This window comes from Lysinibacillus sp. NPDC096382, assembly GCF_044762845.1.
In the GTDB taxonomy this organism is placed as follows: domain Bacteria; phylum Bacillota; class Bacilli; order Bacillales_A; family Planococcaceae; genus Lysinibacillus.
This window is the reverse complement of the sequence record NZ_JBIWFC010000007.1, coordinates 33968-60375: the sequence shown is the minus strand read 5'-3', so window position 1 is coordinate 60375 and position 26408 is coordinate 33968. Positions and strand designations below refer to the sequence as shown.

The 26408-nt window shown below is 39.0% G+C and carries 30 protein-coding genes; 24 read left to right on the top strand and 6 right to left on the bottom strand.

Annotated features, from left to right (window positions below; genetic code table 11):
- Nucleotides 1-287 precede the first annotated feature (287 nt).
- The 15 genes from ACIQZA_RS11950 (at nt 288) to paaX (ending at nt 13301) form a co-directional block, all read left to right on the top strand.
- Entirely contained in the window at nt 288-1619 is a 1332-nt protein-coding gene (locus ACIQZA_RS11950) for a phenylacetate--CoA ligase family protein (protein WP_402882692.1), read from the top strand.
- Nucleotides 1616-2632, top strand: a complete 1017-nt coding sequence (locus ACIQZA_RS11945) for an NAD(P)/FAD-dependent oxidoreductase (protein WP_402882689.1) — start codon at nt 1616-1618, stop codon at nt 2630-2632. Before ACIQZA_RS11950 ends, ACIQZA_RS11945 begins: the two co-directional genes overlap by 4 nt.
- 28 nt (nt 2633-2660) lie before the next feature.
- Nucleotides 2661-2900 (top strand): ferredoxin, encoded by a 240-nt coding sequence (locus ACIQZA_RS11940; RefSeq protein WP_400933777.1) that lies wholly within the window; start codon nt 2661-2663, stop codon nt 2898-2900.
- 72 nt (nt 2901-2972) lie between these two features.
- On the top strand, nt 2973-3926 hold the full coding sequence (paaA, locus tag ACIQZA_RS11935; RefSeq protein ID WP_400933774.1) for a 1,2-phenylacetyl-CoA epoxidase subunit PaaA: 954 nt from the start codon (nt 2973-2975) through the stop codon (nt 3924-3926).
- A gap of 22 nt (nt 3927-3948) precedes the next feature.
- Nucleotides 3949-4302: a 1,2-phenylacetyl-CoA epoxidase subunit PaaB gene (gene paaB / locus ACIQZA_RS11930; protein WP_132358347.1), complete on the top strand. Its 354-nt coding sequence runs from the start codon at nt 3949-3951 to the stop codon at nt 4300-4302.
- A complete protein-coding gene (paaC, locus tag ACIQZA_RS11925) occupies nt 4295-5095 on the top strand; it encodes a 1,2-phenylacetyl-CoA epoxidase subunit PaaC (protein ID WP_402882687.1) in 801 nt (266 codons plus the stop codon). Before paaB ends, paaC begins: the two co-directional genes overlap by 8 nt.
- A 30-nt stretch (nt 5096-5125) precedes the next feature.
- Nucleotides 5126-5623: a 1,2-phenylacetyl-CoA epoxidase subunit PaaD gene (gene paaD / locus ACIQZA_RS11920; protein ID WP_402882685.1), complete on the top strand. Its 498-nt coding sequence runs from the start codon at nt 5126-5128 to the stop codon at nt 5621-5623.
- Nucleotides 5624-5643: 20 nt separating this feature from the next.
- Entirely contained in the window at nt 5644-5946 is a 303-nt protein-coding gene (locus tag ACIQZA_RS11915; RefSeq protein ID WP_132358341.1) for an EthD family reductase, read from the top strand.
- Complete coding sequence (locus ACIQZA_RS11910; RefSeq protein ID WP_132358339.1) at nt 5946-6722, top strand: enoyl-CoA hydratase/isomerase family protein; 777 nt, start codon at nt 5946-5948, stop codon at nt 6720-6722. The genes ACIQZA_RS11915 and ACIQZA_RS11910 overlap by 1 nt, the downstream gene beginning before the upstream one ends.
- Nucleotides 6723-6724: 2 nt before the next feature.
- Nucleotides 6725-7498 carry an enoyl-CoA hydratase-related protein gene (locus tag ACIQZA_RS11905; protein ID WP_402882682.1) on the top strand — a complete coding sequence of 258 codons (774 nt, stop codon included), beginning with the start codon at nt 6725-6727 and terminating at the stop codon, nt 7496-7498.
- A 16-nt stretch (nt 7499-7514) separates the two neighbouring features.
- Nucleotides 7515-9023: an aldehyde dehydrogenase family protein gene (locus tag ACIQZA_RS11900; RefSeq protein ID WP_402882681.1), complete on the top strand. Its 1509-nt coding sequence runs from the start codon at nt 7515-7517 to the stop codon at nt 9021-9023.
- Between the two features lie 74 nt (nt 9024-9097).
- Nucleotides 9098-9967, top strand: a complete 870-nt coding sequence (locus ACIQZA_RS11895; RefSeq protein WP_402882680.1) for a 3-hydroxyacyl-CoA dehydrogenase — start codon at nt 9098-9100, stop codon at nt 9965-9967.
- The gene (locus ACIQZA_RS11890) at nt 9964-11166 is read left to right on the top strand and encodes an acetyl-CoA C-acyltransferase (protein ID WP_402882677.1); all 1203 of its coding nucleotides are present in this window, start codon (nt 9964-9966) and stop codon (nt 11164-11166) included. The genes ACIQZA_RS11895 and ACIQZA_RS11890 overlap by 4 nt, the downstream gene beginning before the upstream one ends.
- Before the next feature lie 512 nt (nt 11167-11678).
- Nucleotides 11679-12455 (top strand): enoyl-CoA hydratase-related protein, encoded by a 777-nt coding sequence (locus tag ACIQZA_RS11885; RefSeq protein WP_400933751.1) that lies wholly within the window; start codon nt 11679-11681, stop codon nt 12453-12455.
- A 21-nt stretch (nt 12456-12476) separates the two neighbouring features.
- Nucleotides 12477-13301 (top strand): phenylacetic acid degradation operon negative regulatory protein PaaX, encoded by an 825-nt coding sequence (gene paaX / locus ACIQZA_RS11880; RefSeq protein WP_400933748.1) that lies wholly within the window; start codon nt 12477-12479, stop codon nt 13299-13301.
- A gap of 611 nt (nt 13302-13912) precedes the next feature.
- Here paaX and ACIQZA_RS11875 read toward each other — a convergent pair.
- Together ACIQZA_RS11875 and ACIQZA_RS11870 are read right to left on the bottom strand one after the other, a co-directional pair.
- Nucleotides 13913-14320, bottom strand: a complete 408-nt coding sequence (locus ACIQZA_RS11875; protein ID WP_402882674.1) for a PaaI family thioesterase — start codon at nt 14318-14320, stop codon at nt 13913-13915.
- Nucleotides 14317-15294 carry an NAD(P)H-dependent flavin oxidoreductase gene (locus ACIQZA_RS11870; protein WP_400933742.1) on the bottom strand — a complete coding sequence of 326 codons (978 nt, stop codon included), beginning with the start codon at nt 15292-15294 and terminating at the stop codon, nt 14317-14319. Before ACIQZA_RS11870 ends, ACIQZA_RS11875 begins: the two co-directional genes overlap by 4 nt.
- A gap of 74 nt (nt 15295-15368) precedes the next feature.
- Here ACIQZA_RS11870 and ACIQZA_RS11865 point away from each other — a divergent pair, with 74 nt between their 5' ends.
- The 7 genes from ACIQZA_RS11865 (at nt 15369) to ACIQZA_RS11835 (ending at nt 21740) form a co-directional block, all read left to right on the top strand.
- Entirely contained in the window at nt 15369-15884 is a 516-nt protein-coding gene (locus ACIQZA_RS11865; RefSeq protein WP_323655468.1) for a gamma carbonic anhydrase family protein, read from the top strand.
- 183 nt (nt 15885-16067) lie between these two features.
- Nucleotides 16068-16487, top strand: coding sequence for a hypothetical protein (locus ACIQZA_RS11860; RefSeq protein ID WP_132358317.1), 420 nt, complete (start codon nt 16068-16070; stop codon nt 16485-16487).
- A 747-nt stretch (nt 16488-17234) separates the two neighbouring features.
- Nucleotides 17235-17435, top strand: coding sequence for a DnaD domain protein (locus tag ACIQZA_RS11855; RefSeq protein WP_402882671.1), 201 nt, complete (start codon nt 17235-17237; stop codon nt 17433-17435).
- A gap of 298 nt (nt 17436-17733) precedes the next feature.
- Nucleotides 17734-18366, top strand: a complete 633-nt coding sequence (locus tag ACIQZA_RS11850; protein WP_402882668.1) for a TetR/AcrR family transcriptional regulator — start codon at nt 17734-17736, stop codon at nt 18364-18366.
- A gap of 35 nt (nt 18367-18401) precedes the next feature.
- Entirely contained in the window at nt 18402-19163 is a 762-nt protein-coding gene (locus ACIQZA_RS11845; protein ID WP_142510178.1) for an ABC transporter ATP-binding protein, read from the top strand.
- Nucleotides 19151-21025 (top strand): hypothetical protein, encoded by a 1875-nt coding sequence (locus ACIQZA_RS11840; protein ID WP_402882666.1) that lies wholly within the window; start codon nt 19151-19153, stop codon nt 21023-21025. The genes ACIQZA_RS11845 and ACIQZA_RS11840 overlap by 13 nt, the downstream gene beginning before the upstream one ends.
- Nucleotides 21026-21407: 382 nt before the next feature.
- Complete coding sequence (locus ACIQZA_RS11835; protein WP_142510176.1) at nt 21408-21740, top strand: DUF1093 domain-containing protein; 333 nt, start codon at nt 21408-21410, stop codon at nt 21738-21740.
- A gap of 225 nt (nt 21741-21965) precedes the next feature.
- On the opposite strand, the gene ACIQZA_RS11830 is transcribed toward ACIQZA_RS11835, so the two are convergent.
- From ACIQZA_RS11830 to ACIQZA_RS11815, 4 genes are all read right to left on the bottom strand, one after another.
- The gene (locus tag ACIQZA_RS11830) at nt 21966-22151 is read right to left on the bottom strand and encodes a methyltransferase family protein (RefSeq protein ID WP_402882664.1); all 186 of its coding nucleotides are present in this window, start codon (nt 22149-22151) and stop codon (nt 21966-21968) included.
- Nucleotides 22152-22159: 8 nt separating this feature from the next.
- On the bottom strand, nt 22160-22501 hold the full coding sequence (locus ACIQZA_RS11825) for an isoprenylcysteine carboxylmethyltransferase family protein (protein WP_402882662.1): 342 nt from the start codon (nt 22499-22501) through the stop codon (nt 22160-22162).
- 295 nt (nt 22502-22796) lie between these two features.
- Nucleotides 22797-23414, bottom strand: a complete 618-nt coding sequence (locus ACIQZA_RS11820; protein WP_402882659.1) for an NUDIX hydrolase — start codon at nt 23412-23414, stop codon at nt 22797-22799.
- Nucleotides 23404-24057 carry an HAD family hydrolase gene (locus tag ACIQZA_RS11815; RefSeq protein WP_400933735.1) on the bottom strand — a complete coding sequence of 218 codons (654 nt, stop codon included), beginning with the start codon at nt 24055-24057 and terminating at the stop codon, nt 23404-23406. Before ACIQZA_RS11815 ends, ACIQZA_RS11820 begins: the two co-directional genes overlap by 11 nt.
- 988 nt (nt 24058-25045) lie before the next feature.
- Between ACIQZA_RS11815 and ACIQZA_RS11810 the strand changes: the two genes are divergently transcribed.
- Both ACIQZA_RS11810 and ACIQZA_RS11805 read left to right on the top strand, forming a co-directional pair.
- On the top strand, nt 25046-25753 hold the full coding sequence (locus ACIQZA_RS11810; protein ID WP_402882657.1) for an MBL fold metallo-hydrolase: 708 nt from the start codon (nt 25046-25048) through the stop codon (nt 25751-25753).
- A gap of 79 nt (nt 25754-25832) precedes the next feature.
- Nucleotides 25833-26081 carry a hypothetical protein gene (locus ACIQZA_RS11805; RefSeq protein WP_400933731.1) on the top strand — a complete coding sequence of 83 codons (249 nt, stop codon included), beginning with the start codon at nt 25833-25835 and terminating at the stop codon, nt 26079-26081.
- The last annotated feature ends 327 nt before the right edge of the window (nt 26082-26408 follow it).

Sequence of the window (26408 nt, the reverse complement as noted above, 5' to 3'; positions counted from 1 at the left end):
TTATAGAATTATTTTCTGTTTACGATTAATTGGTGTATTTATTTAATTATACCTTATCAATAGTAGGTTTAAAGAGGATATTTGCAAATAGCTTTTTGTGTTTGTGGACAAACAGTATTTAAGCTAAAACATTCTAAAACGGCTAATTAAGCAACTTTAATCAGAAATAATAAAATATATTGACAATTCAGACAAATAAGTTTATCTTAATCTTAGTTACTAAACTAGTACTACCGTAATTAATTTGTTATATAAGGGGAATTGTAATAGCTAAAGGGGGTTAGGAAATGTATCATCCAGAAATAGAAGCAACTTCAAGGGGAGAAATGGCAAAGATTCAGTTGGAGCGCTTAAAAGCAACAGTAGAAAAAGTGTATAACAATACACCTTTCTATAAGGAATTGTTTGATCAGCTTGGCGTTAAACCAGCTGATATTCAAAGCTTAGAAGATATTCGCAAATTGCCATTTACTAAAAAAGTAAATTTACGTGAGCAATATCCATTTAAACTTTTTGCAGTACCGATGGATGATGTAGTTCGCATTCATGGTTCTTCAGGAACTAGTGGAAAACCAACAATTGTTGGTTATACAAAAAATGATATCGATATGTGGTCGGGACTTTTAGCTCGCGCTATTGTTACCGCAGGGGGACGCAAATCAGATATCTTTCATAATGCTTATGGCTATGGTCTATTTACTGGAGGGATGGGTTTACACTACGGAGCCGAAACTTTAGGCGCAGCAGTTGTACCGGTCTCAGGTGGGAATACTGATCGTCAAATTACATTAATTGATGATTTTAAACCAAGAGGCATCGCAGGGACACCTTCTTATATTTTAACGATCGCTGAAAAGATGGAGGAAATGGGAATAGATCCAGCGACGAACGGGATTGAATATGGGATTTTTGGTGCAGAGCCTTGGTCAGAGGAAATGCGCCGTGCCATAGAAGATAAATTAGCAATTCGCGCAATGGATATTTATGGTTTAAGTGAAGTGCTAGGTCCCGGTGTATCAATCGAGTGCTATGAGGCGCAAGATGGTTTACATATAGCTGAAGATCATTTCTTCGTAGAAGTGATTGATCCAGATACATTAGAACCTGTAGCTGATGGAGAAGATGGAGAACTGGTTATTACTAGTTTAACGAAGGAAGCGCTTCCAATTATTCGTTATCGTACGGGTGATATTACTTCGATTACACGTGAAAAATGTAAATGTGGACGTACAACAATGCGGATGTCACGTGTTAAGGGTCGTACAGATGACATGTTAATTATTCGTGGAGTCAATGTTTTTCCATCTGAAATCGAGCGTGAGTTATTGCAAATAGAAGGGTTGGCACCACACTATCAAATCCATTTATTAAAAAAAGGAAATATGGATGCGATCGAACTACATGTTGAGTTAACACCAAAATTATATGAAAAAGTAGGAGGTGACCTCAGTCATCCGCTTATACAATTACTGACAAAGGAGATTAAGCATGATTTAAAAAATGCCTGCTTAATTTCCGTTAGTCTAGTCATTGAAAATAGTGGTGCTATTCCACGCTCTGAAGGAAAGGCAATTCGTGTCATTGATAGAAGAATGGAACAGAAGGAGGTTCTTCAATGATTGATACTGAGCAAATAAAAGATGTGACCATTATAGGTGGAGGGCCTGTTGGTATGTTTGCTGCCTTCTATGGTGGTATGCGAGGCATGAGCGTCAAAATTCTCGAAAGTCTTCCTCAGTTGGGCGGTCAGTTAGCTGCTCTTTATCCAGAGAAATATATTTATGATATAGCGGGTTTTCCAAAAATTCGCGCACAAGATCTTATCAATAATTTAAAAGAACAAATGAAGACTTTCCCGGTGGATGTTTGTACGAATGAATCTGTACAAACTATCGAAAAAGATGAAAACGGTATTTTTAAAATTGTTACTACGAAGAGCGCGCATTATTCTCGCACAATATTGATCACTGCTGGAAACGGTGCGTTTAACGTTCGGAAGCTTGAATTAGATAGGGACGACAAGTTTGCACAATGTAATTTACATTACTTCATTAATGATCTTAATGCTTTTAAAGATCGCAACGTGATGGTGTTTGGTGGTGGCGATTCAGCAGTCGACTGGGCGATGATGCTAGAACCAATTGCTAAAAAGGTTTCTATTGTCCATAGACGGGATAAGTTTCGTGCGCATGAACATAGTGTAGAAAATTTATTGCAATCTACTGTCGAGGTCATTACACCTTTTGTACCCGAAGAACTCGTAGGGGAAGAGCGCATCACACATGTTAAATTAAAGCATGCGAAAGACGAAACCATCCAACCAATCTATGGTGTCGATGATATTATCGTGAACTTTGGCTTTGTTTCGTCGTTAGGGGCCATTAAAGACTGGGGCTTGGAAATTAGGAAAAACGCCATCGTCGTTAATTCACGTATGGAAACTAACATTCCAGGTATTTATGCGGCAGGTGATATTTGCACATATGATGGGAAAGTTAAGCTAATTGTGAGTGGGTTTGGAGAGGCACCTACTGCTATTAGTAACGCAAAAGTATATATTGATCCAACATCTAAAGTGCAACCGTTGCATAGTACGAGTCTAATGGAGGAAAAAAAGAAACAACTTACCTAATGCTGTAGGTTGTGAAAGGAAAGAGTGTATGGCGAAATTCACTAGAGTAGATCAAGATACATGTATTGCTTGTGGCGCATGTGGCGCATCAGCTCCGGATATTTTTGATTATAATGACGAAGGAATCGCCTTTGTTATTTTAGATAATAACAAAGGATGCAAAGAAGTGCCGATAGATTTATATGATGATTTAGAGGATGCAATGGAAGGTTGTCCAACAGAATCAATTAAAGTAGCAAACGATAATAAAGTCTTGTTGGAAGTGTGATTTTTTTTACCCTCTAACATAACATGATAGTGACGGTTATCGTAAAATGGTTATACAAGGAGGTTTTTTACTATGAGTGTCGTTACACAAGTATCGGAACAACAATTACAAGAGCAATTTGAGGAGCGGATTGCTGCAGGTGAAAAGATTGAAGTAGTTGATTGGATGCCGGAAGAGTATCGTTTGGCACTAATCAAATTAATTTCGATGCATGGTATTAGTGAAATTATGGGTGCTCTTCCTGAGAAAGAATGGGTTCCAAAAGCTCCGACATTATACCGAAAGCTAGGGATTATGGCAAAGGTTCAAGATGAGATGGGACATGGTCAATTATTATTACGCGTAGCAGAAGATTTGCTAAAACCATATGGTAAAGATCGCGGCGATATAATGATTGATTTATTCGAAGGGCGTCTTAAGTTCCATAATGTATTCCATATGGAAACAAAATCATGGGCAGATGCGGGTTTAATTGGCTGGCTTGTAGATGGTTCTGCCATTATCTCACAAACAAACATGTTAGGTTCTTCGTATGGTCCTTATGCACGTGCTTTACAACGTATTTGTGCAGAAGAAGTATTCCATGCACAACACGGTGAAGCCATTATTATGGCGTTGGCAGAAGGTACACCTGAACAGCGTGCACTTGTGCAAGATGCGTTAAATCGTTGGTGGGAATCACTATTATTTTTCTTTGGTCCAGCTTCAAAAGATACAACAGGTTCTAGTAAACAAGATTTAACGATAAAATATAAGATTCGTGTCTTAACGAATGAAGAATTACGTCAAAGCTTCTTAACAAAATACGTTCCTCGTATTCAATCAATAGGTTTGACTGTGCCAGACCCAACTTTGCACTTTGATGAAGCGCAAAATAAATGGATTTACCAAGAGCCAAACTGGGAATATTTCAAAAAAATCCAACGCAACGAAGGTCCATGTTCTCAAAAACGCTTAGCACTTCGTCGTTCATCCTATGAAAATAACGCTTGGGTACGTGAAGCATTAACGGCGCTAGTAAATTAACGCTATAGAGAGGGGGATCATCGTGGAAAAACAATCTTTCTATCAAGAATTCGAAGTATTTAGTAAACGAACACCAACATCACATTTCCAGCATCAATTTAGTCTTTTAGCACCGAACGGAGAAATGGCGTTAGTTATGGCACAGGAAAACTTTATGCGTCGTGAGCCTGTGGTAGACATTTGGGTTGTCAATCGTAAACATTTACACGGCTTAACTCAAGATAATAAACAAGCGCTGCAACGACTAGACAATAAAGATTACCGTACAACAAAAGGCTATGGCTATTTAAAGAAAAAATGGCGTCACTATGAACAAGTTATGCTGGACGAAAAAGAAATTCTATCTTGGGGTGGGGGAGGGAAGAAAGATGACTAACGAAGTAAAACCTGAATATAAAAAGGCCGTCCTTGCAGTACTTTATCAATTAGCGGATGATGATTACTTATTTTCGTATCGTGGCTCTGAGTGGCTTGGGTTGGCGCCACATATTGAGGAAGATGTAGCATTCTCATCTATCACACAAGATACAATGGGACACGCTAACTTATATTACACGCTTTTAGCAGAGCTTGGCGAAGGCGCTGCAGATTCATTAGCGCAGCTCCGACCAAAAGAGGAGCGGTTTAACAGTCTTCTTGTAGAACGCCCGAACGGGGAAGGGTACTACAAAGATGCGCCGAATTATGATTGGGGCTACGCTGTAGCACGTAATTTTGTCTATACAACGGTGAAAAAAGCGAAGATTGATGCACTCAAAGCGAGCAGCTATACACCCCTCAAAGAAGTGGCTGTGAAAATTAGTACGGAACTTTATTATCACCAGATGCACTGGACAACGTGGTTTACGCAATTATGTACAGCAACAGAAGAATCACGTTCACGTATGATGAAAGCATTACAAGAGGTAATAAAAGATAGTGGGGATTTATTGTCATTGGGCAGCACAGCCGCGCATATAACTGCATATGAATTGATCGAATCAGAAGCGGTCATAAAAGAACGATGGTTGGCCATTGTAACGCCCACTTTTGAAGCTGTAGAAATCGCAATACCTGTATTACCAGAACCGATTATCAATGGTCGCAACGGACAACATACAGATGATTTAACTTCGGCTATTGAAACAATGTCAGAGGTATATCGATCTGATTTGGTAGCAAGCTGGTAACGATCTATTGCAAAAAAAAGGAGGATCACGATGACAACTACGGGTCTGCACGAAGCGCACATCTATGAAGTACTCGAGGCAGTGAAGGACCCTGAAATAGATACGGTCAGTATTATTGACCTTGGCATGATTGAGCGTGTGCAAGTGAATGATGGTCATATCCGTATTGAAGTGCTCCCAACATTTTCAGGATGTCCTGCATTGACAATTATTCAACAAAATATAAAAAAAACAGTCGAACAATTAGAAGGCGTTCGGGAAGTGAGTGTCGTGTTTATGAATCATCCTACCTGGACTTCTGATCGTGTAACAGAGAAGGGACGTCAAGGACTAAAGAAATTTGGTATTGCGCCACCACCTCGTTTTTTAACAGAAGACGGCTCTTGGCATGTAGATTGCCCGTACTGTGGCTCTACCTATGTCACGCTTGAAAATATTTTTGGCCCAACAGCTTGTCGCAGTATTTTATATTGCAAAAGCTGTAAAAATCCATTTGAAGCAATGAAAATAATTTCTACTTCCATGTAGACAAAGGAGCGTATTTTAAGATGGCAAAATTAATCGCGTTATATAAACATCCTGTTGATAAAGTGGCATTTGATGAGCATTACGAAAAGGTTCATACACCGATTACTGCGAAAATACCAGGTTTACGTGAAATGAAAGTAACAAAATTTAATTCAACGCCGATGGGTACGGAAACACCCTATTACTTAATGTGTGAAATGACATATGATAGCGCAGAAGATTTAAAAAATGGACTACGGTCACCAGAAGGGAAAGCATCTGGCAAAGATTTAATGAGCTTTGCGAGCGATATCGTTACATTAATCATCGGTGAAGATGCATAATGACAGCATTCGAATTTATTGAAGTAACGATTGACAGTGGGATAGGGTTTATTCACTTAAACCGTCCCCGCCAATATAATTCATTAAATCGTGCGATGGTACGAGAAATTGTGCAGGCGATGGAATTGTTCGATCGTGACGAAGGCGTACGGATCATCGTTTTAGCAGGAAATGGAAAAGCTTTTTCATCCGGTGCAGATATTGATGAAATGGCGGCAGACAATACAGTTCGTTTAGAGCTATTAAATCAATTCGCTGATTGGGATCGCTTAGGGCAAATTAAAAAGCCTATTATCGGTAGTGTTAAAGGATTCGTTTTCGGAGGTGGCTTTGAATTAGCCCTTTGTTGTGATGTATTAATCGCCGCAGAGGGCACAGAATTTAGCTTCCCTGAAATAAACCTTGGCGTTATGCCTGGTGCGGGTGGTACACAGCGCTTAACAAAATTAGTAGGGCGAACGAAAGCATTAGAATGGATTTGGAGCGCGGCAAGGATTACTGCTGATGAAGCGCTCACATATGGCATCATCAATAAGGTTGTGCAACCAGAGATATTAATAGAAGAAACACTTAAAACAGCGACGATGCTCGCACAAAAACCTGCCCTCGCTTTACGTCTTATTAAAGAAGCTGTCAACAAAGCTGTGGATTACTCGCTCTACGAAGGGATGCAGTTTGAACGGAAAAATTTCTATTTATTATTCTCTTCAGAAGATCAAAAAGAAGGCATGCAAGCATTTGTTGAAAAACGTCAACCGAACTTTAAGGGGAGATAATTATGTTTGAAACTATACAATACGAACTGAAAGAATCCGTAGCCTATATTTCATTAAATCGTCCCGACACATTAAATGCATTTACTGCACAGATGAATCATGAAATTCGTACTGCCGTCAAACAAGCATCATTAGATGATGAGGTGCGTTGTATTGTACTTCGTGGTGAAGGACGCGCATTTTGTTCAGGTCAAGATCTTTCAGCTATTGGTGAAGATTTGAAGCTTGGTGATATATTAACAGATTACTATGGTCCGATGGTTAAACAGTTACATAGCTGTGAAAAACCAATTATTGCGGCTGTCAACGGTGCAGCTGCAGGTGCTGGCTTTAGTTTAGCGCTTGCTGCCGACTTTCGAGTAATGTCGAAAAAGTCTTTCTTTATGAATGCCTTTATCCATGTAGGGTTAATTCCTGATTCTGGTAATTTATACTACTTAAAACGATTAGTTGGCGATGCTAAAGCACTTGAAATTTCTGTGCTCGGTCAACGTATTAAAGCAGAGGAAGCCAAACAATTAGGTTTAACAACTGCTGTCTATAACGATGAAACATTTGAAGATGACGTTCATTCATTTGCGCAACAGATTGTCCAGTTACCGACAAAAGCAATCGGCCTTATTAAACGTAATATTAAGGCAGCAGAACACTTAAAGTTCGAAGACTTCCTTGTTTACGAAGCACAAAGCCAAAGTATTGCCGGAGCGACAGATGATCATCAAGAAGGTATGAAAGCATTTGCGGAAAAAAGACAGCCTCAATTTAATGGACAATAAAAAGGAGTGAATGATAATGACACAACAAGTACAAGAGAAAGTAATAGGGAAACGCGATTTTTATCATTTAATTATTAACGGTGAAAAGGTAGAGAGCAGTAATGGTGAGACATTCCAAACGATTAATCCTGCGACAGGTGAAGTCGTAGCAACTGTTGCAAAAGCTTCACAGGAAGATGCAGAGCGTGCAGTGCAAGCAGCTCGCCAAGCATTTGATTTCGGAAAGTGGAAGCAATATCCTGTTAATCGTCGTGCACAAGTTCTCCATAAGATTGCTGCTATTATGCGCTCTCGCTTTAATGAAATCGTAGAGCTTGAGATGCTTGATACAGGGAAATCTCTTGGTACTGCGCAAGGCCAAGTAAACCAAGCAATAGAAGATTTCGAATTTTACGCAGGTGCGATTGTAGGTCATCGTGGAGCCGTAAATAATATGCCAGGTCAATTTCATAATTACACAGAAAAAGAGCCTGTAGGAGTATGTGCACAAATTGTTCCTTGGAATTACCCACTTATGATGGCTGCTTGGAAAATTGCCCCAGCCATTGCTGTTGGTTGTTCCGTTATTGTGAAACCAGCTTCTTTAACGCCATTAACAGCGATCGTGTTAGGTGAAATTTGCTTAGAAGCAGGTGTGCCAGCAGGAGTTGTCAATATCATTCCTGGTTCAGGTAAAGATGTAGGGAATTACTTAGTGGAGCATCAGCAAGTCGATAAAGTGGCCTTCACAGGTTCCACACCAGTCGGTAAAGGAATTATGGAAAAAGCTTCTCAAACATTAAAGCGTGTTACATTAGAGCTAGGCGGGAAATCACCAAATCTAGTGTTTGAAGATGCTGATATTGATGCGGCGGTAGATGGTTCACTGTACGGCATTTTCTATAACTCAGGGCAATCTTGCGAGGCACGTTCACGCTTATACGTGCACAAAGACGTTTATGATGAGTTTTTAGAGAAATTTGTTGCTAAAACAAAAGCAATTAAACTAGGTGATCCGTTCGATAAAGGTACTCACATGGGGGCAATTATCGACCAAGATCAATTAAATACGATCGATGGCTATGTGAAATCTGCCGTTGAAGAGGGCGCAACCATTGTAACAGGTGGCAAAGTGGCGGCTGTAGAGGGCTTTGAAAATGGTTTCTGGTATGAACCAACTATTATTACAGACGTAACGCAATCCATGAAAGTTGTGCGTGAAGAAATATTTGGTCCAGTAGTTGTTGTTATGCCATTTAGCGATGAAAAAGAAGCGATTCGATTAGCAAATGATTCAGAGTTTGGTTTAGGCTCAGCAGTTTGGTCTAAAGATGGGGCACGTGCTACTCGTGTTGCGAATCAAATCCAAGCAGGAATCGTAATGGTCAATTGCCCATTCTCCGCAATGCCAGGTACCCCGTTTGGCGGGTATAAACAATCTGGTTTCGGACGTGAGCTATGCATCGAAACATTAGATTTATATACGGAGACGAAAAGTATCATTTCATATTATGGTAGCCGCCCACTAAATCCACTAGGCGTCTAACCACCACCAAAACCATATGCGATGAGATATTTTCACTCGTCGTATGTGGTTTTCACAATAAGGAGGTTGCTTTCATGAAAAAAATTATTGTCATCGGGTCAGGGGTTATGGGGCGCGGCATTGCCTATGTTAGCGCAATCAGTGGCTTTGATACAGCTATTATAGACATTAACGAACAGGCATTACAAAATGCGCAAAATGACATTACATCCATTTTCGAAAAATCTGTTGTACGCGGAAAATTAACAGCGCAACAAGTACAAGAAGCATCATTACGTCTGACTTATGTGACAGATTTAGCTACTGTCGCAAATGAAGCAGACTTAATCATTGAAGCCGTACCAGAAAAAAGGGGCATTAAACGAGCTGTCTTCGAGCAGATGGAACAGTTTGCTTCACCCCACTGTTTATTTGCCACAAATACTTCAACGATGAGTCCAACAGAAATCGCTTCTTATGCAAAACGACCTGAACAAACGATTGCGATGCACTTTTTTAATCCTGTGCATAAAATGGAGCTCGTGGAGATTATTAAAGGTTTAGAAACTAGTGATGAAACAGTCAAAACCATTTGCGATATTGCTGAACAAATGGGCAAACAAACGGTCGTCATCAATGAATTCCCAGGTTTTGTTACAAGCCGTATTAGTGCACTCGTTGGGAATGAAGCATTTTATATGTTACAGGAAGGCTTAGGTAGTCCTGAAGACATCGATAAAGCTATTAAACTGGGCTTAAATTATCCGATGGGACCGTTCGAATTGGTCGATTTAGTCGGTCTTGATGTACGTCTGAATAATTTACGATATTTACATGAAAAGCTCGGTGAAAAATACCGCCCAGCACCACTGCTCGAACAATATGTACAAGCTGGACGTCTAGGCCGAAAGAGTGGGAAAGGGGTATATGACTATAGCGAGCAAAAAGAGGTGGTGAAAAAATGACTGAAGTCGTAATTGTAGATGCTGTTCGTACACCAATTGGTCGTTATAAAGGTGCATTAAAAACTGTTCGGCCGGATGACTTAGCTGCGACTGTCATAAAGGCGCTTATCGAGCGTAACCCAAAAGTGCCAGTCCAACAAATTGAGGATATTATTTTCGGAAATGCCAACCAAGCAGGAGAAGATAATCGAAACGTCGCCCGTATGGCTGCATTACTTGCTGAGCTACCAATAGAGGTCGGGGGAACTACTATTAATCGCCTTTGTGGTTCAGGCATGGATGCTATACATTTTGCAGCTCGAGCTATTAAGAGTGGTGAGGGCGATATTTTTATCGCCGGTGGTACGGAAAGTATGACACGTGCACCGTTTGTCATGGGGAAACCGGAAGTGGATTATCCGAGGGGCGATCAAAAGATGTTTGATACAACGATCGGCTGGCGTTTTACGAACCCAAAATTGCAAAGCATGTATGGAGTGGATACAATGCCCCAAACTGCTGAGAACGTAGCCAAACGTTTTAATATAAGTCGCCAAGAACAAGATGCTTTTGCATTTGAAAGCCAACAACGTGCGAAAAAAGCGCTTGCCACAAAGCGTTTCGCTGAAGAAATCGTGCCTGTGTACGTGAAAGATAGAAAAGGACATGAAATTATCGTGGATACTGATGAACATCCACGCCCCGATACATCCTTAGAAGCACTTGCTAAACTAAGACCTATTTTTGAAAATGGGACTGTGACAGCTGGTAATGCTTCTGGTGTGAATGATGGTGCCTCGGCATTATTATTAATGAGTGCTGAAAAAGCAAAAGAGTTAGGTATAACACCATTAGCACGATATATAACAGGTGCTGTTACAGGCTTAGAGCCTGCTGTTATGGGTTTAGGTCCTATTTATTCTTCAAAAAAAGCATTACAACGTGCAGGCCTAACAACAAATGACATTGGTTTATATGAAATAAATGAAGCGTTTGCTTCTCAAGCAATAGAATCCATTAAGCAGCTTGAACTGAATCCAGCACAAGTTAATGTCAACGGAGGCGCTATTGCATTTGGTCATCCACTAGGTGCAAGCGGTGCCCGAATAGTGACTACATTGCTTTACGAAATGAAAAAACAAAAAGTACAATATGGCCTTGCTTCCATGTGTATTGGTGTCGGGCAAGGAATTGCGACGATTATTGAAAATATTGAATGATATTAAAGTGTCCAATTAAATGAAAGTATGATTTTTTGCGACACGAAGGGGGTGATTTCCGTTCCGGCTGGGCGCTTTGTTGCTGCCGCTACGTTAGCACTACGCTTTCGCACAGAGCAAAGCTTCCTAGGGGCGTCCGATGAGCCGCTTCACTCGCGGTGCTCGCTCCAGGGTCTCATCTGTGACGCTGATCCCCAAGGAGTCGCCCAGCCTCCACTCCAATCACCCATATCACCTAACATGTATTTTCTGGCATGTCATAATATTTAAACGAATATGCAACAACAGGTGTTTTCTGTGCGAAAGCGAAGCGGCAGCAACAAATGTTTTCTGTAGCGAAAGCAAAGCGGCAGCTACAAATCGAGTAGCCCATAGCGGAAATCAGCCTCTTCGAATTAATGGTTAATCAATACACTTTTTAATATTAACATAAAAGTTTTCAACAACATGAAACGGCACAATCGATGTGCCGTTTTTTTTGAAACAATCGAATAGAAAAGGAGAGTTTGCAAATGAAAAGTATTTCATTTAGAATAGAAAATTATATTGCATATGTAACAATTAATCGCCCAGAGGTGTTAAATTGTTTCAATTATGATACTTTATCTCAACTGCAACAAGTAGTAGATGAATTACATATAGATGAGGATGTCCGCGCTGTCATTTTTACAGGTGCTGGCGAAAAGGCATTTAGTGCGGGGGCTGATTTAAAAGAGCGAAAAACATTAACAACGCAAGAAGTACGTCGAAACGTACGAGCAATTCGAGACGTGTTTAATAGTATAGCAAATTTACCACAACCAACTATTGCAGCAGTGAATGGGCATGCATTAGGTGGTGGATTTGAATGGTTATTGGCATGTGATTTTGCGATTGCAGTTAACGAGGCACTACTCGGACTAACTGAAACAAGCTGGGCAATAATTCCTGGTGCAGGTGGTACGCAGCGATTACCACGATTAATCGGTGAAATGAAGGCAAAAGAAATGATTTTAACAGCCACGAAAATTACCGCTACAGAGGCAGAAGCTCTAGGCATCATTTTAAAAGCAGTGCCACAGGAGGCGTTGTTGGACGAATGTGAATCACTCGCAATGCGAATTATGCAAAATGGCCCTGTCGCTGTTCGTCAAGCAAAATATGCTATTACGCAAGGAATGAATACCGATCTACAAACGGGTCTTGCGATCGAATCAAAAGCATATGAGTTAGTCATTCCGACAGAAGATCGTCTCGAAGCTTTACAGGCGTTCAGTGAGAAACGGCAACCTGTATTTCAGGGAAAATGAGTTAGAAAGTAGAGGGAGAGAATGGGTGCAAATACACAGTCTATGATTTTTACGCTCTATGGCGATTATATTATGCGTTACGGTTCAAAAATTTGGATCGGTAGTTTGATTCGTTTATTAAAAGAATTCGGTCACACAGAGCAAAATGTACGCGTATCTGTATCTAGAATGGTTAAACAAGGATGGCTGCAATCAGAAAAACGGGGGAATCGTAGTTTTTATTTTTTAACAAAACGCGGTGAAATACGAATGCAAGAGGCGGCAAATCGTATTTTCAAGTTAAAACCGACTCAGTGGGATGGGAAATGGAGACTATTAATGTACTCTATTCCAGAAGATAAGCGACAAATTCGAGATGAATTACGTAAAGAGCTCTTATGGAGTGGATTTGGGTCCTTTTCGAATGGTTGTTGGATATCCCCGAATAATTTAGAAGAAGAAGTTAAACTCCTCATTCAAAAATATGATATTGCGAATCATGTAGACTTTTTTACAGCTGAATACATTGGCCCTCATGATCATGAAGCACTAATCGAAAAAAGCTGGTCGTTGGCTGAGATTGAGGCGCGTTATGAGCAGTTTATGGATCAATATAGTAAGCAATATATTATTCATCAAAGTGCAATCTCTAGACAAGAAATGTCGGATGCTGAGTGTTTTGTAGAGCGTACAAATCTTGTTCATGAATACCGTAAATTTTTATTTATCGATCCAGGACTGCCACAAGAATTATTACCGCCTATGTGGAGTGGAAATCATGCTGCACTATTATTCCAAGAATATTATAATTTATTGGAAGGCCCATCATGCCGTTTCTTTGAAGAAATATTCCATGCAGATAATTAAGAATGAAAAAAGAGCTTGTCCATATTTATGGATAAGCTTTTTCTATGTTAAAATATAGTTTTTTCAGCAAACGAGGAGTTGATTTTCCGTTCCGGCTGGGCGCTTTGTAGCTGCCGCTTTGCTTTCGCTACAGAAAACATTTGTTGCTGCCGCTTCGCTTTCGCACAGAAAAAACATTTGTAGCTGTCGCTTCGTCACACTGCGCTTTCGCACAGAAAACATTGTTGCTGCCGCTTTGCTTTCGCACGGAGCAAAGCCTCTTAGGGGCGTCTGATGAGCCTCTTCGCCGCAGGGTTTCGGGCCAACACGATGTTGGTCACGAAGGCGTAATCACAGGACGTGATGATTTTAGCCTTCGTTCCCTATTGTTGATCCCCAAGGAGTCGCCAAGCCTTCACTCCAATCAACCACTGATCTTTCGCATGAATCTTCAGGCATGTTCCTCTAATTTATAGTGAAATAAAGAAACTTCGGCAACTCATAGTGTTCACTTTTGAAATAAGCCCATAGTAAAGGGAAAGCCTGGGGCGGAAATCACTCTTATGAAAGCGCGACAATCTTTACAAATATTTTCCCGACTATTTTTTTCAACACTACGAGAACGTATTCATTTAGAGGATCATGATAGAAGATGTTATTTTGGCAGCATATTGTCCATTTTGAGAAACGGTTGCTTCCACATAGCATGTTTTTCGGCCTTGCTTGACAATTGTTGATTCAACCGTAGCCGTTCCGGTGTGAAGTGGTCGTAAAAATGCTGTTTGCAAATTGATCGACGCAAACCCTTGATTACTTTCTAATATTGAAGCCATCGAATAGGCCATCGTAATATCTGCTGCAGAAGTGATAAATCCTCCCATGACGACTTGATGCCCATTTAAAAAGCGTTCATCGATGTTCCAAGTGCAAACGGCTTTACCGGCAATAGCCGTTTTTACATGAATACCTAATGTTTTATCACATGCTGGTGGTTCAATTTCTCCATCAATCACTCGCTTTAAGTCGATCATAGTTGTCATAATTGAACACCCCTAACTGAGTCTTGGAATGTATTCAATAATGTCCGATTTAAACATTGCCGAGCATCATCCATCATAGTCTCGATAAGAGTCATAACGGTCGGTAAGTCTTGAATAATCCCTGCGATTTGACCGCTATTCATAAAACCGCCTTGTTCATTTCCTTCCATAGCACCTTTTATATGATAGGTTTCGGAAGTACGTTCTTGATAGTCAGCAAGTGTTATACCTCTTGCTTCATCAGCGAGAAGCGAAAAGGTGAAAGGGGAACATAACACACGGCGAACTTGTCCAACCGAACGTCCTAGAATGACCGTTTCCACATCAGTTGCATCAATTAGTCTTTGTTTATAAGTCTGATGTACCGGCATTTCCTGTGTAGCAATAAAGCGAGTTCCCATCTGAACACCAGCCGCTCCAAGCATTAACGCAGCTGCTAATCCGCGACCATCACCAACACCACCTGCTGCTACAACAGGTACAGAAACCGCATCGACTACTTGAGGGATTAGCGTAAAGGTTGTCAATTCTAAATCGGAGTTAATTCCAGCAGCTTCATAACCCTCAGCAACAATCACGTCTGCTCCGCCTCGCTCGGCCTTAATAGCATGTTTAACAGAGGCTACAACAGCGATAACTCGAATATGATGTGTATGCAATTTCTCTATATATAAAGTTGGATTACCTGCCGATAAAGAAACGACCGGTACTTTATGTGTAATAGCTAATTGCAATAATTCCTTTGTATAAGGATTAACATTGATTGGCACATTGAGGGCAAATGGTTTTTGCGTTAGTTGCTTCGTTGCAACTATGCGTTCTTCAACTTCGGTCGGTGTCATTGTTCCACAGCCGATTGTCCCTAAGCCACCTGCATTCGATACAGCTGCCACGAGTTTAGGACTACTGATATTACCCATTCCCCCTTGGATAATAGGGTATTTTATTGCTAATACAGAACATAATTGATTCAAATATAGCACCTCCGTTTAAAATATGTTATACTAAATTTTAGCAAAATATTCCGATGATTGAAAGGGTGATTTTTATGGAGATTACATACGCTTTAAAGAAGCCAAATGTTCATGAATCAGTATTTCAGGCGCCAGGCACGTATATTATTGGAGATGTTACGGTTGGTGAACAATCGTCTATTTGGTTTAACGCTGTACTACGCGGAGATGAAGATCGTATTACCATCGGAAAACGTTGTAGTATCCAAGATAATTCAACCATTCATTTATATGAAGGGGCTCCAGTTATTGTAGAAGATGAAGTAACAGTAGGTCATCAAGTTGTTTTACATGGTTGTAAAATTGGTCGCCGCTCGATTGTTGGTATGGGTTCTGTTATTTTAGATCATGCTGAAATTGGGGAAGAATGCATTATTGGGGCAAACACACTTATTACACAAGGCTCAAAAATCCCACCTCGTTCATTAGTCGTTGGTTCACCAGGGAAAGTCGTACGTCAGCTACAAGATAAAGACATCGAGTTAATCCAGTTATCAATCGACACATACGTCCAAAAGGGAAAAGAATTTAAAGAAATAGTAGAAGGTTAATTTGCTTGTCAGGATTGAGCTCAATGTCGTGTCAAACTTAATTAATCCTTTTCATGCTCTTTGTGTTTGTTTGTTGGATATGTTAAAAAAGGATAATATTGTGAAAGTTTTTATTAGGTTATCATTTCTCATCTTTCCACACTATATAGTATTATTATGTTTAGAATTAAGGAGTGTGAGAGTATGAGATTTATTAAATTCCTTCTGATCATTGTAATTTTCATTGGTGTTATTGGTTATGGGGTTTATCATTATGGTATGAAGTATGCATCCGATAAGGTTGTTGATACTATTTCAACAGAATTAGAGCAAAGCGGACAAATGGATGAAATTAAAAATACGATTGAACGTGACCCTCAACTAAAATCATTTATGGAAGAGGCTAAAACTGCAGACAGCAGCAAATTGCCGTTTACAACAAAAGAAGAGGCTACAAAAGTAATTATTCAAAAAGTTGGGATTTCGGAGCTTAATAATATAAGAGTAAAAGTACAAAATGGTTCAATGACGAAAGAACAGGTCATTCAAGAAATGGAAGGTAAATTAACAGATGAAGAAATAACGGCCCTAAAAGTAGTTATTTATAAAGAGTTATATAAATAAAACGTTGAAAAAGACCATAAAAAGGGAAAAACAGGACGTGCTATTGTAGCATGTCCTGTTTTTTTTGCCTTATTAAGCTAAGAAGTTAAAGCCTCTGGCGGATGCCACGTAATGATGCCGAGGAATAATAGACTCTAAATATTTGTCCCTTCTTTTGTGTCAAATCAGATATAAGTTAATGAATGACTCAAAGTACTTATAAAACAAAAGGTGGGACATTATGGCAATATTTAGGGTTCATAACAAGGAGAATTATGTTGTATTAGACAAAGGGTTTCTGAAAGACACTCGCTTCAGCTGAAAAGCAAAAGGTTTGCTTGCTTACATGTTGTCATTGCCAGATGATTGGTCATTTTGTATTTGTGATTTAGCCACTCATAGCAAATGCAGTCGTGAATCTACTGCTAACATTATTAAGGAGTTATCGGCTATGTTCACAAAGTGCAGGGAAGAACAACATGGGGAAATTTAGAAAGGTTGAACTCTCGGTGTTCGAAACGCTACAAGTTGAACCGTTTAATGAAAATCCGGTGACGGAATACCCGTTCACAGAAAAACCACCAATACTATAATTAGAGCCATTCTTCAAAAGAGAACATTCCAAAACCACAAACCGCATTCCAATTTTATGAGCAAAATGGCTTTGGTTGTCTAGCCGCTCATGTCACGTACAAAATCGGTCATTGGAGTAATGAAATGTCAGAAGACCTTGTAATCCGTGCTAGGTAGCAAGCAATAGAGAACAATGTGCTTCGTTGGAATTACGTTGAAAAGATTTTGCAAGTTTGGACTACTAAGAAGTTTACAACAATTGAGGAAGTAGAAGCGGATAAACTTCGATTTGTAGCTCGAAAACAACAACAGCGTACTTATAATCCAATCTACAAGTGCAAAAAGAGGTTGTCCCTAATTGGTTTCATCAACGCAATGGAAATTTCAGTGATTTAGAAGATGGGCAAGTTATTGATTTTGAAGCTGAATGACAAAAAGTAGAAACATTTATGAATCTAATTGAGAGTGCAAGGTGAATAATGCAAGTTGCAACAGTCCTCCTCCAACTTGTGCAGCTAATGCACGGCTGGAGACTTAATTGGACTGAAAGCAACTCTAATAACCTAAACATCAATCGAAGAGTTTCAAGTAAAGAATGACATGAATAATGCGGAAATCCCCATAACTATCAAAAAATCCAAAATCAACCAAAATAACAATTGAAATTTTTGAACGGTCATGCTAATTTTAAAATATGAATATAAATAATAATACGAACAATCAAAAAAAACTTACTTTTATTGAAGCTGCTAGGCAAACGCAAATTGTGGAATGCGCAATCGAAACAATTGCCAGTTTAGGATTTGCACAAGCATCCTTAGCGCAAATTGCCAAACGTGCAGGCATCAGTACGGGAGTAATATCCTACCATTTCAAAAACAAAGAAACGTTGATTCGGCATGTCATTGAAAAGGTCTATACTTCTGGCGATTCTTATATGCGACCGCTTATACAATCTGCCACTAGCGCAAGGGATATGCTAAGCGTATACCTTGAAAGCAACATTGCCTTTATGTCTACACATAAGACATATATGTTAGCTCTATTAGAAATTTGGTCTGGAATTCGTCTTAAGGAAGGAAAGGAGTCGTTTGTTTTTAATCTTCAGGAGGCTGCTATTTACGATTTAGAGCAAATTTTGCAATATGGACAAAAGAACGGAGAATTTCGAACATTTTCTTCCAGAGTAATGGCTATAACAATTAGGCAGGCGATTGATGCAGTGCCGCCGCAAATTATGATGAATCCCGAACTGGATCTTGATGCTTATGCACAAGAATTAATCACTTTATTTAAATTGGCAACCGATAAGAGCGAAACTTTGTGAGCACAATCAGAAGGTAATTTAAGGAGGGAAATGTTATGACAGACGGGGATTCGGCCCTTCAACTGCACGGACTGAGCAAACAATTTGGAGAGAACACTGTTGTTAATAGTGTCAACCTGACTGTGCCTAGCGGTTCATTTTTCGGTTTGGTAGGTCCGAACGGTGCAGGAAAAACGACTCTATTATCTATGGCAGTAGGATTGCTACGCCCAGACAGTGGAGCGTCTAGAATATTTGGTGTTGATGTTTGGTCAAATCCTTTACATGCAAAGACGTTAATCGGAGTTCTGCCAGATGGCATGTCATTGCCAGAAAGGTTAACCGGGCGTGAACTTTTGACTTATATGGGATTATTGCGGGGACTTGATGCAAAGACTGTTGCCCAGCGTACAGAAGAATTGCTTGATATTTTGGAATTCCGTGATGATGAGCGTACGCTTGTTATAAACTATTCCACTGGAATGAGAAAGAAGATTGGTCTTGCCACGGCCCTTCTACATTCTCCAAAGCTTCTTGTGCTTGACGAGCCGTTCGAGGCGGTTGATCCCATCTCTGCGTCAACAATTAGAACGATCTTGCAGAGTTTTGTTGCCACTGGCGGTTCTGTCATCTTATCTAGCCATGTCATGGCGTTAGTTGAGCAGTTGTGTGATCATGTTGCTGTTATTGCGAAGGGGAAAGTGGCTGCTACAGGTCCGTTGGATCTTGTGCGTAATGGTGAAAGTCTGGAAGAGGCTTTCGTTCAGTTAGTTGGGAAGCGCCCTGAAGAAGGAAAGAGATTATCATGGTTAATGTAATGATTCGAATGAAAATTTCCTTGCTTCGCCACTCGATGAGCGGGGGACGAGCGACTCTCATGATGAGCGGCGGGGTTATCGGTCTATTGCTGGCAGTTAGTACGATTCTGCTTAGTGTACTATATAATCATGAAGCATCAGCAGATCTTATTTGTATCGCTTTTGGCTTTTGGATGATTGGTTGGATCATAGGGCCTATGTTAGTTGGCGGAGAAGGGGTATTAAAAACGGAATACTTCACCTTGCTGCCTATCGCCCAACGAAGATTGGCTTTAGGGTTGCTCGGTACCTCTTTCATCGGTATTGGACCAATCGTTAGCTTAGTCGCTTGTTTCTCTCTCATCATTTATGCAGCAAGACTTGGATTTTGGTCTGTTATCGTTGCCATACCTGCGATGTTGTTGCAACTTGTAATTTTCATGCTGTTGTCCAAAGTGGTGATGGGGGCGATTGGGGAGGCATCGAAATCTCGATTAGGTTTGGAATTCGGGGCATTGATCATAGGAGCCGTTATAGCTTTTCTTAACGTCGGTTGGTATTTACTTCCCTCGGTTAGCGTGTTCGTAGAGGAACCGTCCCTAGCAATTTCCTTAGCGGCTCGAATATTGCCATCAGGTTGGGCTATGGTAGCGATTGAAGCTGTAAATCGATCCCATTATTTTTTAGCTGTAGGTGTTCTCTGTGGTTTGGCTTTATTGTGTGGATTACTATTGATTACATGGGCAAGACTGCTATCAGGAAGCACAAAAAATGAGGCTCGTATAAATCGTTATAGCAGAAATAAATCATTGTTCCTTACTTGGGCCAACATTCTAACGCCAAAAACTTCAAAAATCGGGGTGGTCGTTCTTAAGGAACTGAAAACTTGGATGCGTGATCCGCAGCGAGGGCGATTGTTGCGGATGGGGCTGTGGACGGGATTATTCTATGGCTTATTTGTATCGTTGAGCGGTGTTACTTTATTAATGCCCTGGGTCGGCATAGTCCTTGTGATGTTCACTTGCATGTTCTCGAACAATCTTTATGGGTTTGATGGCAGTGCTCTTTGGATGACTATTACTACACCGGGTGCAGAACGGAACGATGTGCGGGGCAGGCAAATTGCATGGATAATGGTTGTAGCACCCGTATCGATCGTAATATCTCTCCTATTCCTTTATTTCAGTAAGTTGGACTGGGCATGGGCATGGGTTTTGGCTTTGCTTCCATTACTATTGGGTGGAGGGGCGGGACTAATGTTGTTCCTCTCAGTTTACAAGCTCGTACCTGTGACGGACCCTCATCGGCGTGGACGCGGTACAATTGTCTCTGGTGATGACATGAACGCAGGGAAATTATTTATAACCAATTTATTGTTGTTGATATTGCTGTTTTTTGCTTCGATACCTACATTAGTCAGTTTGACCTTAGGGACGTTGTTACATCAAAACTTGCTAAGATGGATCGGTGTACCTGTGGGATTGTGTACCGGCTTACTCATCGCTTGGTATTTTGGGCGCTTGGCATATCGTCGTTTGGAAGCTCTTGGTCCAGATATACTCTCTATCATGCAGAGTGGTGGAATAGCTCAAGCCGTGGATAACAAAGTAGCTCAAACAAGCGACACATTTTCTAATCTATCTGCAGGAAAGTCCATTTTGGTAGGTCTACTCGTTATGATGGGGATTATCTTCACATTACCACAGGGGATTGTGCCCATTGTTCTAAAGCTTTTAGGCGTAAAGGTACGAAGTTGGTTTATTGCTCTATATCTTCCAGACAACGTCCAATTACTTATATGCATTTTCTTTGTTCTAGCTGGTGTAAGTGCTTTGATTATAACTAGAATAATAATTCGTAAACATAAGAATATGCAGAGGTAAAATACAATGATTATTGATGTATTGGTAAATCCCATTGCGCTTTTACAGTAATGCCGTATTTCATTAGAGTAAAGGGGGATTCGTTTTTTGGGGGAGATTACGTAGCATACTTTGTTCGTCTGTTGTTGGCAGGACACTTTTCATTCTTATAAAGAGAGATGAGCTGGGCAAGTTATTGATTTTAAAGCAGAACGGCAAAAAATCTTGGATATTGACAGAGATTACTGAAGGTGAGAGGTGAATGATTACCCAAGTTCATAGTAGTTTTGAATATGACAATTTTGTCAGCTAACTGTCATATTCCGAAATTTAAGGTAGTGGAGATTTTATCTATACTCTTATGTAACGAGACTATTTCGTTATAAAAGAGGAGGCATAAGAAATGAAGATTATGAAATTTTTAGCAATTACTATTTTATTCACTACTTTCTTAGTTGGTTGTGGTGACAAAGGTGCTATGATAGAAAAAGACTACTATGTTCAAATTAACGAGGAATTACAAACTCCAAATAGCAATGGTCATTTCGTATACGCACTAGAGGGCTATGATAAGGATGGAAATGAAAAGGTTGTAAGTTTTTTTGCAGAAAAACCTTTTAAAAAAGGAACGATTGTCCGTGTCCCTAGAAGCTTAGAAGGATATACTGGTGACCCAAAAGTAATAAATGTGGATGACTTACCGGAAAATGTTAAGGGGAAATTTAATCAGAGCTAGTTCCAAATCAAATCGCTATAAATAAATAGGCGCGATTTATTACTTTAAGCTGACTTCGAAAGATTGTTGCTGTGAAAACTAAAAGGCAGATTTAATCTACAAAACGTGTAGAATAAATTCTGCCTTTCTGTTTTGTTATTTCGTGAATTAGAAAAAATTTCTAAAGTCACCCATTTCTTTAAGTATAGTTCTTCACAATGTTATATAGAGATTCGTTGGGATATATCAGTATAGAAACGGGATAATTCGCCAAGTCTTGGACTGATATTGTTTATATTGTTCACCAAATAGTGTAACAAGAATTCTCTCTTCAATTTTTATACGATACGAATACGCGAGGAAAAATAAAATGATATTTATGATAAAGGCAATGAACGAAGATGAAGAAATAGCGAATCCTAAAAAGGTCAAAAAAGACCCTAAATAATAGGGTGGCGAATATATTTATATAGACCGTCTTGAATTAACTTATGTTCCCCCTGCATTCCGACATTCCTACTGTAAAATCTCCCTAAGATTTTCATTGAAGAATATCTGATCCATACACCAATTAGCCCGACAATAACACCAAAAAACAGCAATGAATTAATCTTATTTATTGTAAAGAAATAAATAATCTCCGGAATGGTTACCATCAAGGCTAAAACAACTCCGATAAAAAAACTAGAACCACGATTTCGTTTTTCTTCTTTAACAGGTGAACTTCTATAAAATTCTAATAATAAGTAAAGAAAAATTGGTAAATATGCTATGAAAAACATAATCATTTTCCTTTCAATAAAAGTATCTTATGATTCACTCATTCATTTTTATCAATTAGGTCGCGCAATTTGGAGATCCCTTCAGCGATAACTAATTGCTTTTCCTTGTCGATGCCTTGATTTTTGCAAGTAATGGCTCATATAAATGCTTATTCAACTAATCTGCTCCGCTAATTGGATAGCAACAATCTTTACGAAAATAGCCTAAAAATAAGAAATTGGGCTTTTAGTAGGAAATTAGCGATCGATTGATAAATCCAATCTTTCTTGGCTAATGATTCCAATAACTTAAAAACTAATCAAAAATCGTATCTTTATGAGGATTTCTTAAGAATTCGAAAAGCGTTTTAATTTGACTTTCTGTATTTCTCCCTAAAGAAAGCTTTGGTAAATTATCTTCATGATAAAAGTGTACTCCTTTTGTTTCCAAACCATTACTTGCTTGCCCACCAATAATCTCACATTGAATAAACAATTTATAATAATGATATGGTTGAGGTGGATGAGGGTGCTTATTCATATCCAATAAAGCAAGTAATTTCGTAGGAACTACATCGTATCCTGCTTCCTCTTTAATTTCTTTGACAATGTTTTCGCTAGGCGACAAACCTATATCGCAGAAACCACCTGGCAAAGACCATCTATCATCAATTTTTTCTCTTACCAGTAGTATTTTATTATTAGTAAATACTGCTCCTCGAACATCTATTTTGGGTGTTTGATAACCCGTTTCATTCGTAAATAAATCCTTGATTTTTTGCATTTCTAATCCAGTGTATTCTAGCATTATCTGGGCACTTAAAATTCTTAATTCTTCATAGCGTTCAATATCGTAAACGTCTTTTGAAAAAGTTAATCCTGCCTGGGATATTGCTTGTATCTTCTTCGCCCATTCTAACCATTTATAACTCATGACGACTACCTATATTAAGAAAATCAACAAAATGTTTAACGCTGCTAAAAAAAGAATGAGGCTCTATTTTAAATTCAAAAGTTTGATAATCCTGCAACCACTGAACTCCTACGGTATATACATTTGCTTCAATTCCTGCTTGTATATCAGCATCACTATCTCCAACATACATAGCCTCATTATTTCGTACACTCAATAATGATAAAGCCTTGATTATTCCTTCTGGATGAGGTTTTGGCTGAATAACATCATCGCCAGTTACTATGACATCAAAAAGGTGATCCATTTGAAGAGCTTTTAATGAAATGTCTAAACTTCTTCTTGCTTTTCCGGTAACAATGCCTAATTTAATACCATAGTCTTTTAAATGTTTGATCATTTTATCAATTTCTACATTATGGTTAACCAAGTAAGAATGGTTCTCTAAATACTTTTGATAATACAATTCAATAGCTTGCTCTTTATTTGAATTAATTAGATTTTCTCTAATAATTCCTGTTTCTGAAGGACCGAACATTGCTTTTATTTCTTCAGAAGAAAGGTCTTTATTGTCAAATTCTTTGAAGACATTCTGAAAGGCGTAATAACAAATTGGTAATGTGTTTGCTAAAGTTCCATCGAAGTCAAAAATAATAGCTTTCATAACACCAATCCCTTCATTTTTTTGTTTTTATTCCAATATTATCAAATGATTAATTCGAAAGGTTCATCACCAAAAGTTGCGAATGACTTTTGTTAAAACTTCTATATGTAAATAGTTGATTGGAGTGGAGACTGGGCGACTCCTCGGGGATCAGCGCTAGAGGAACGAAGGCTAAAAGCATCACATCCTGTGATAACGCCTTCGTGACCAACATCGTGTTGGCCCGAGACCCTGCAGCGTAGCGGATGTTTTCTGTGCGAAAGCGTAGTGTTAACGTAGCGGCAGCACCAAATGTTTTCTGTAGCGAAAGCGAAGCGTCAGCTACAAATGTTTTGACTGTGCGAAAGCGTAGCGACAGCAACACCAAAAGCGGCTCATCGGACGCCCCCAGGAAGCTTTGCTCTGTGCGAAAGCGAAGCGGCAGCAACAAATGTTTTCTGTAGCGAAAGCGAAGCGTCAGCTACAAAGCGCCCAGTCGGAACGGAAATCAACCACACGTTTTGGTGATGATCCATTCGAAAGGGATAAATATATAAATTTTCCTAATAAAAACTTCGAAAAAAAGAATGGGGCGTAGGAAGGAAAATACATATTGATTTTATTTGTTTTTGAAAAATTAGGCTGCTCAAGGTGTAGATCAAAGTAATATTAAAATTGAAGAAGTAAACAAAAATTATAAATATAGAGGATATGATATAGCAGTGACATTTAAAAATGAACCGTCTATGTATACGAATATTTTTATCACGCAAAACTAAAGAGATTGATTTAATTGTACTAGACGATGGAAGAATGTATGAAATATCCTCCGATTTGATGTAAGTTAACAATGGTACATGAATAATATTAAATTATTGAGAGGACTCAACTAACAAAGAAAGTATTAGGAGAATACCAAAAGTAGAGAGTTCTTAGACGGAAAAGGGGTAGCATTGAGAACTTATCCTTTAATTGTGAAATAAAGTAAATATGGAAGAGGGGCTATTTTATGTTGAAATTTATCGGCTCGGGTAGTGCATTTAATACGAAATTAGGCAATACTTCAGCTTATTATAAAATAGGAAACCAAATGTTGTTAATTGATTGTGGTAGCAATATTTTTCATCGCATTAAGGAACATAATTTACTGGAAGGTATTGAGCACATCCATGTATTAATCACTCATACTCATGCGGACCATGTAGGAAGCCTTGCTGATTTTATTTTTTATAGTTATTATTGTCATGGTGAAATGGCAAAATCTAATGTATGTGTTTATTCCGTTTATGATGTAAAAATTGAAGAATTGTTGGCCATTAATGGCATTATTCCAGGCGTGCAATGTTTAATAAAAAAATGTCAATCGGATACACCGTACTCACTTCATTTCTGTAAAGTGCTTTTCGAAAAATCTAGTCATGTTAAAGAAATACCTTCTTATTCAATTGAATTATCTATAGATGACAAACTTATCTATTATACTGGAGATACAAATAGCCTAAAATCATCTTTACTAAATCCAATGGCATACGATTATGTTTATGTTGATACTTGTAAAGCTGATTATGAGGGCAATGTGCACTTGTCCTTACGAAAATTGAGTGAGTTAGTGAGACCTAATGTACGTTCAAAATATTGGTGTATGCATTTAGATGAAGGCTTTGACCGTCAAGAAGCTGAAACGTTAGGGTTCAATGTTGTAGTGAACGAATTGTAAGGACGTTCGCCATTAGGAAAGTACTTTATTTGTCGCTTGATGATAAAATTGAAATAGTATCTGAAAGGGGGAGAGAAGAATGGGTTTCTTTATTGTATTTATCGGATTCATTATTTTGGTAGGTGTCATTAGCTTAATAAAAAAGGAATTCTCTAATCATGATCGTTCAATAGGAAGTCATTCCAACCATGCAAGTAGTCATATAGATTATAGTTCAACAAATTCATTCGTATCCATTGAAGATTCAAATACAGACAATTGCTCGGACAGTGTGTCTAGTTATAGTGATACATCTAGTTGCAGTGATAGTGGTGCGTCGTCCGATTAGCACCCCGATATTTTCTAAAATAATAATATTAAAAGCTGTAGCGTTTGACACTACTACAGCTCAGAATTGGTCTTGCCCTTTTAATGGCTTAGCCATCAACAGCATTATACCACATAGAATGAAAAATCACAGTTCAAATGAGACTTTATTTCAGTGAATTGAATATATCGTTGAATAGATGACACAAATGAGTTTTAACTTCTCTCAGCAAATGTTTTTGTAGAAGCGTCAGCTACATTCCTCTCCCAACTTACAGGTGGGAGAGGATGAAGGCGATTTTACGTTACTTTTCAGCGGAAGTCCAACGTCAGTTGAAATAGGCCAAAT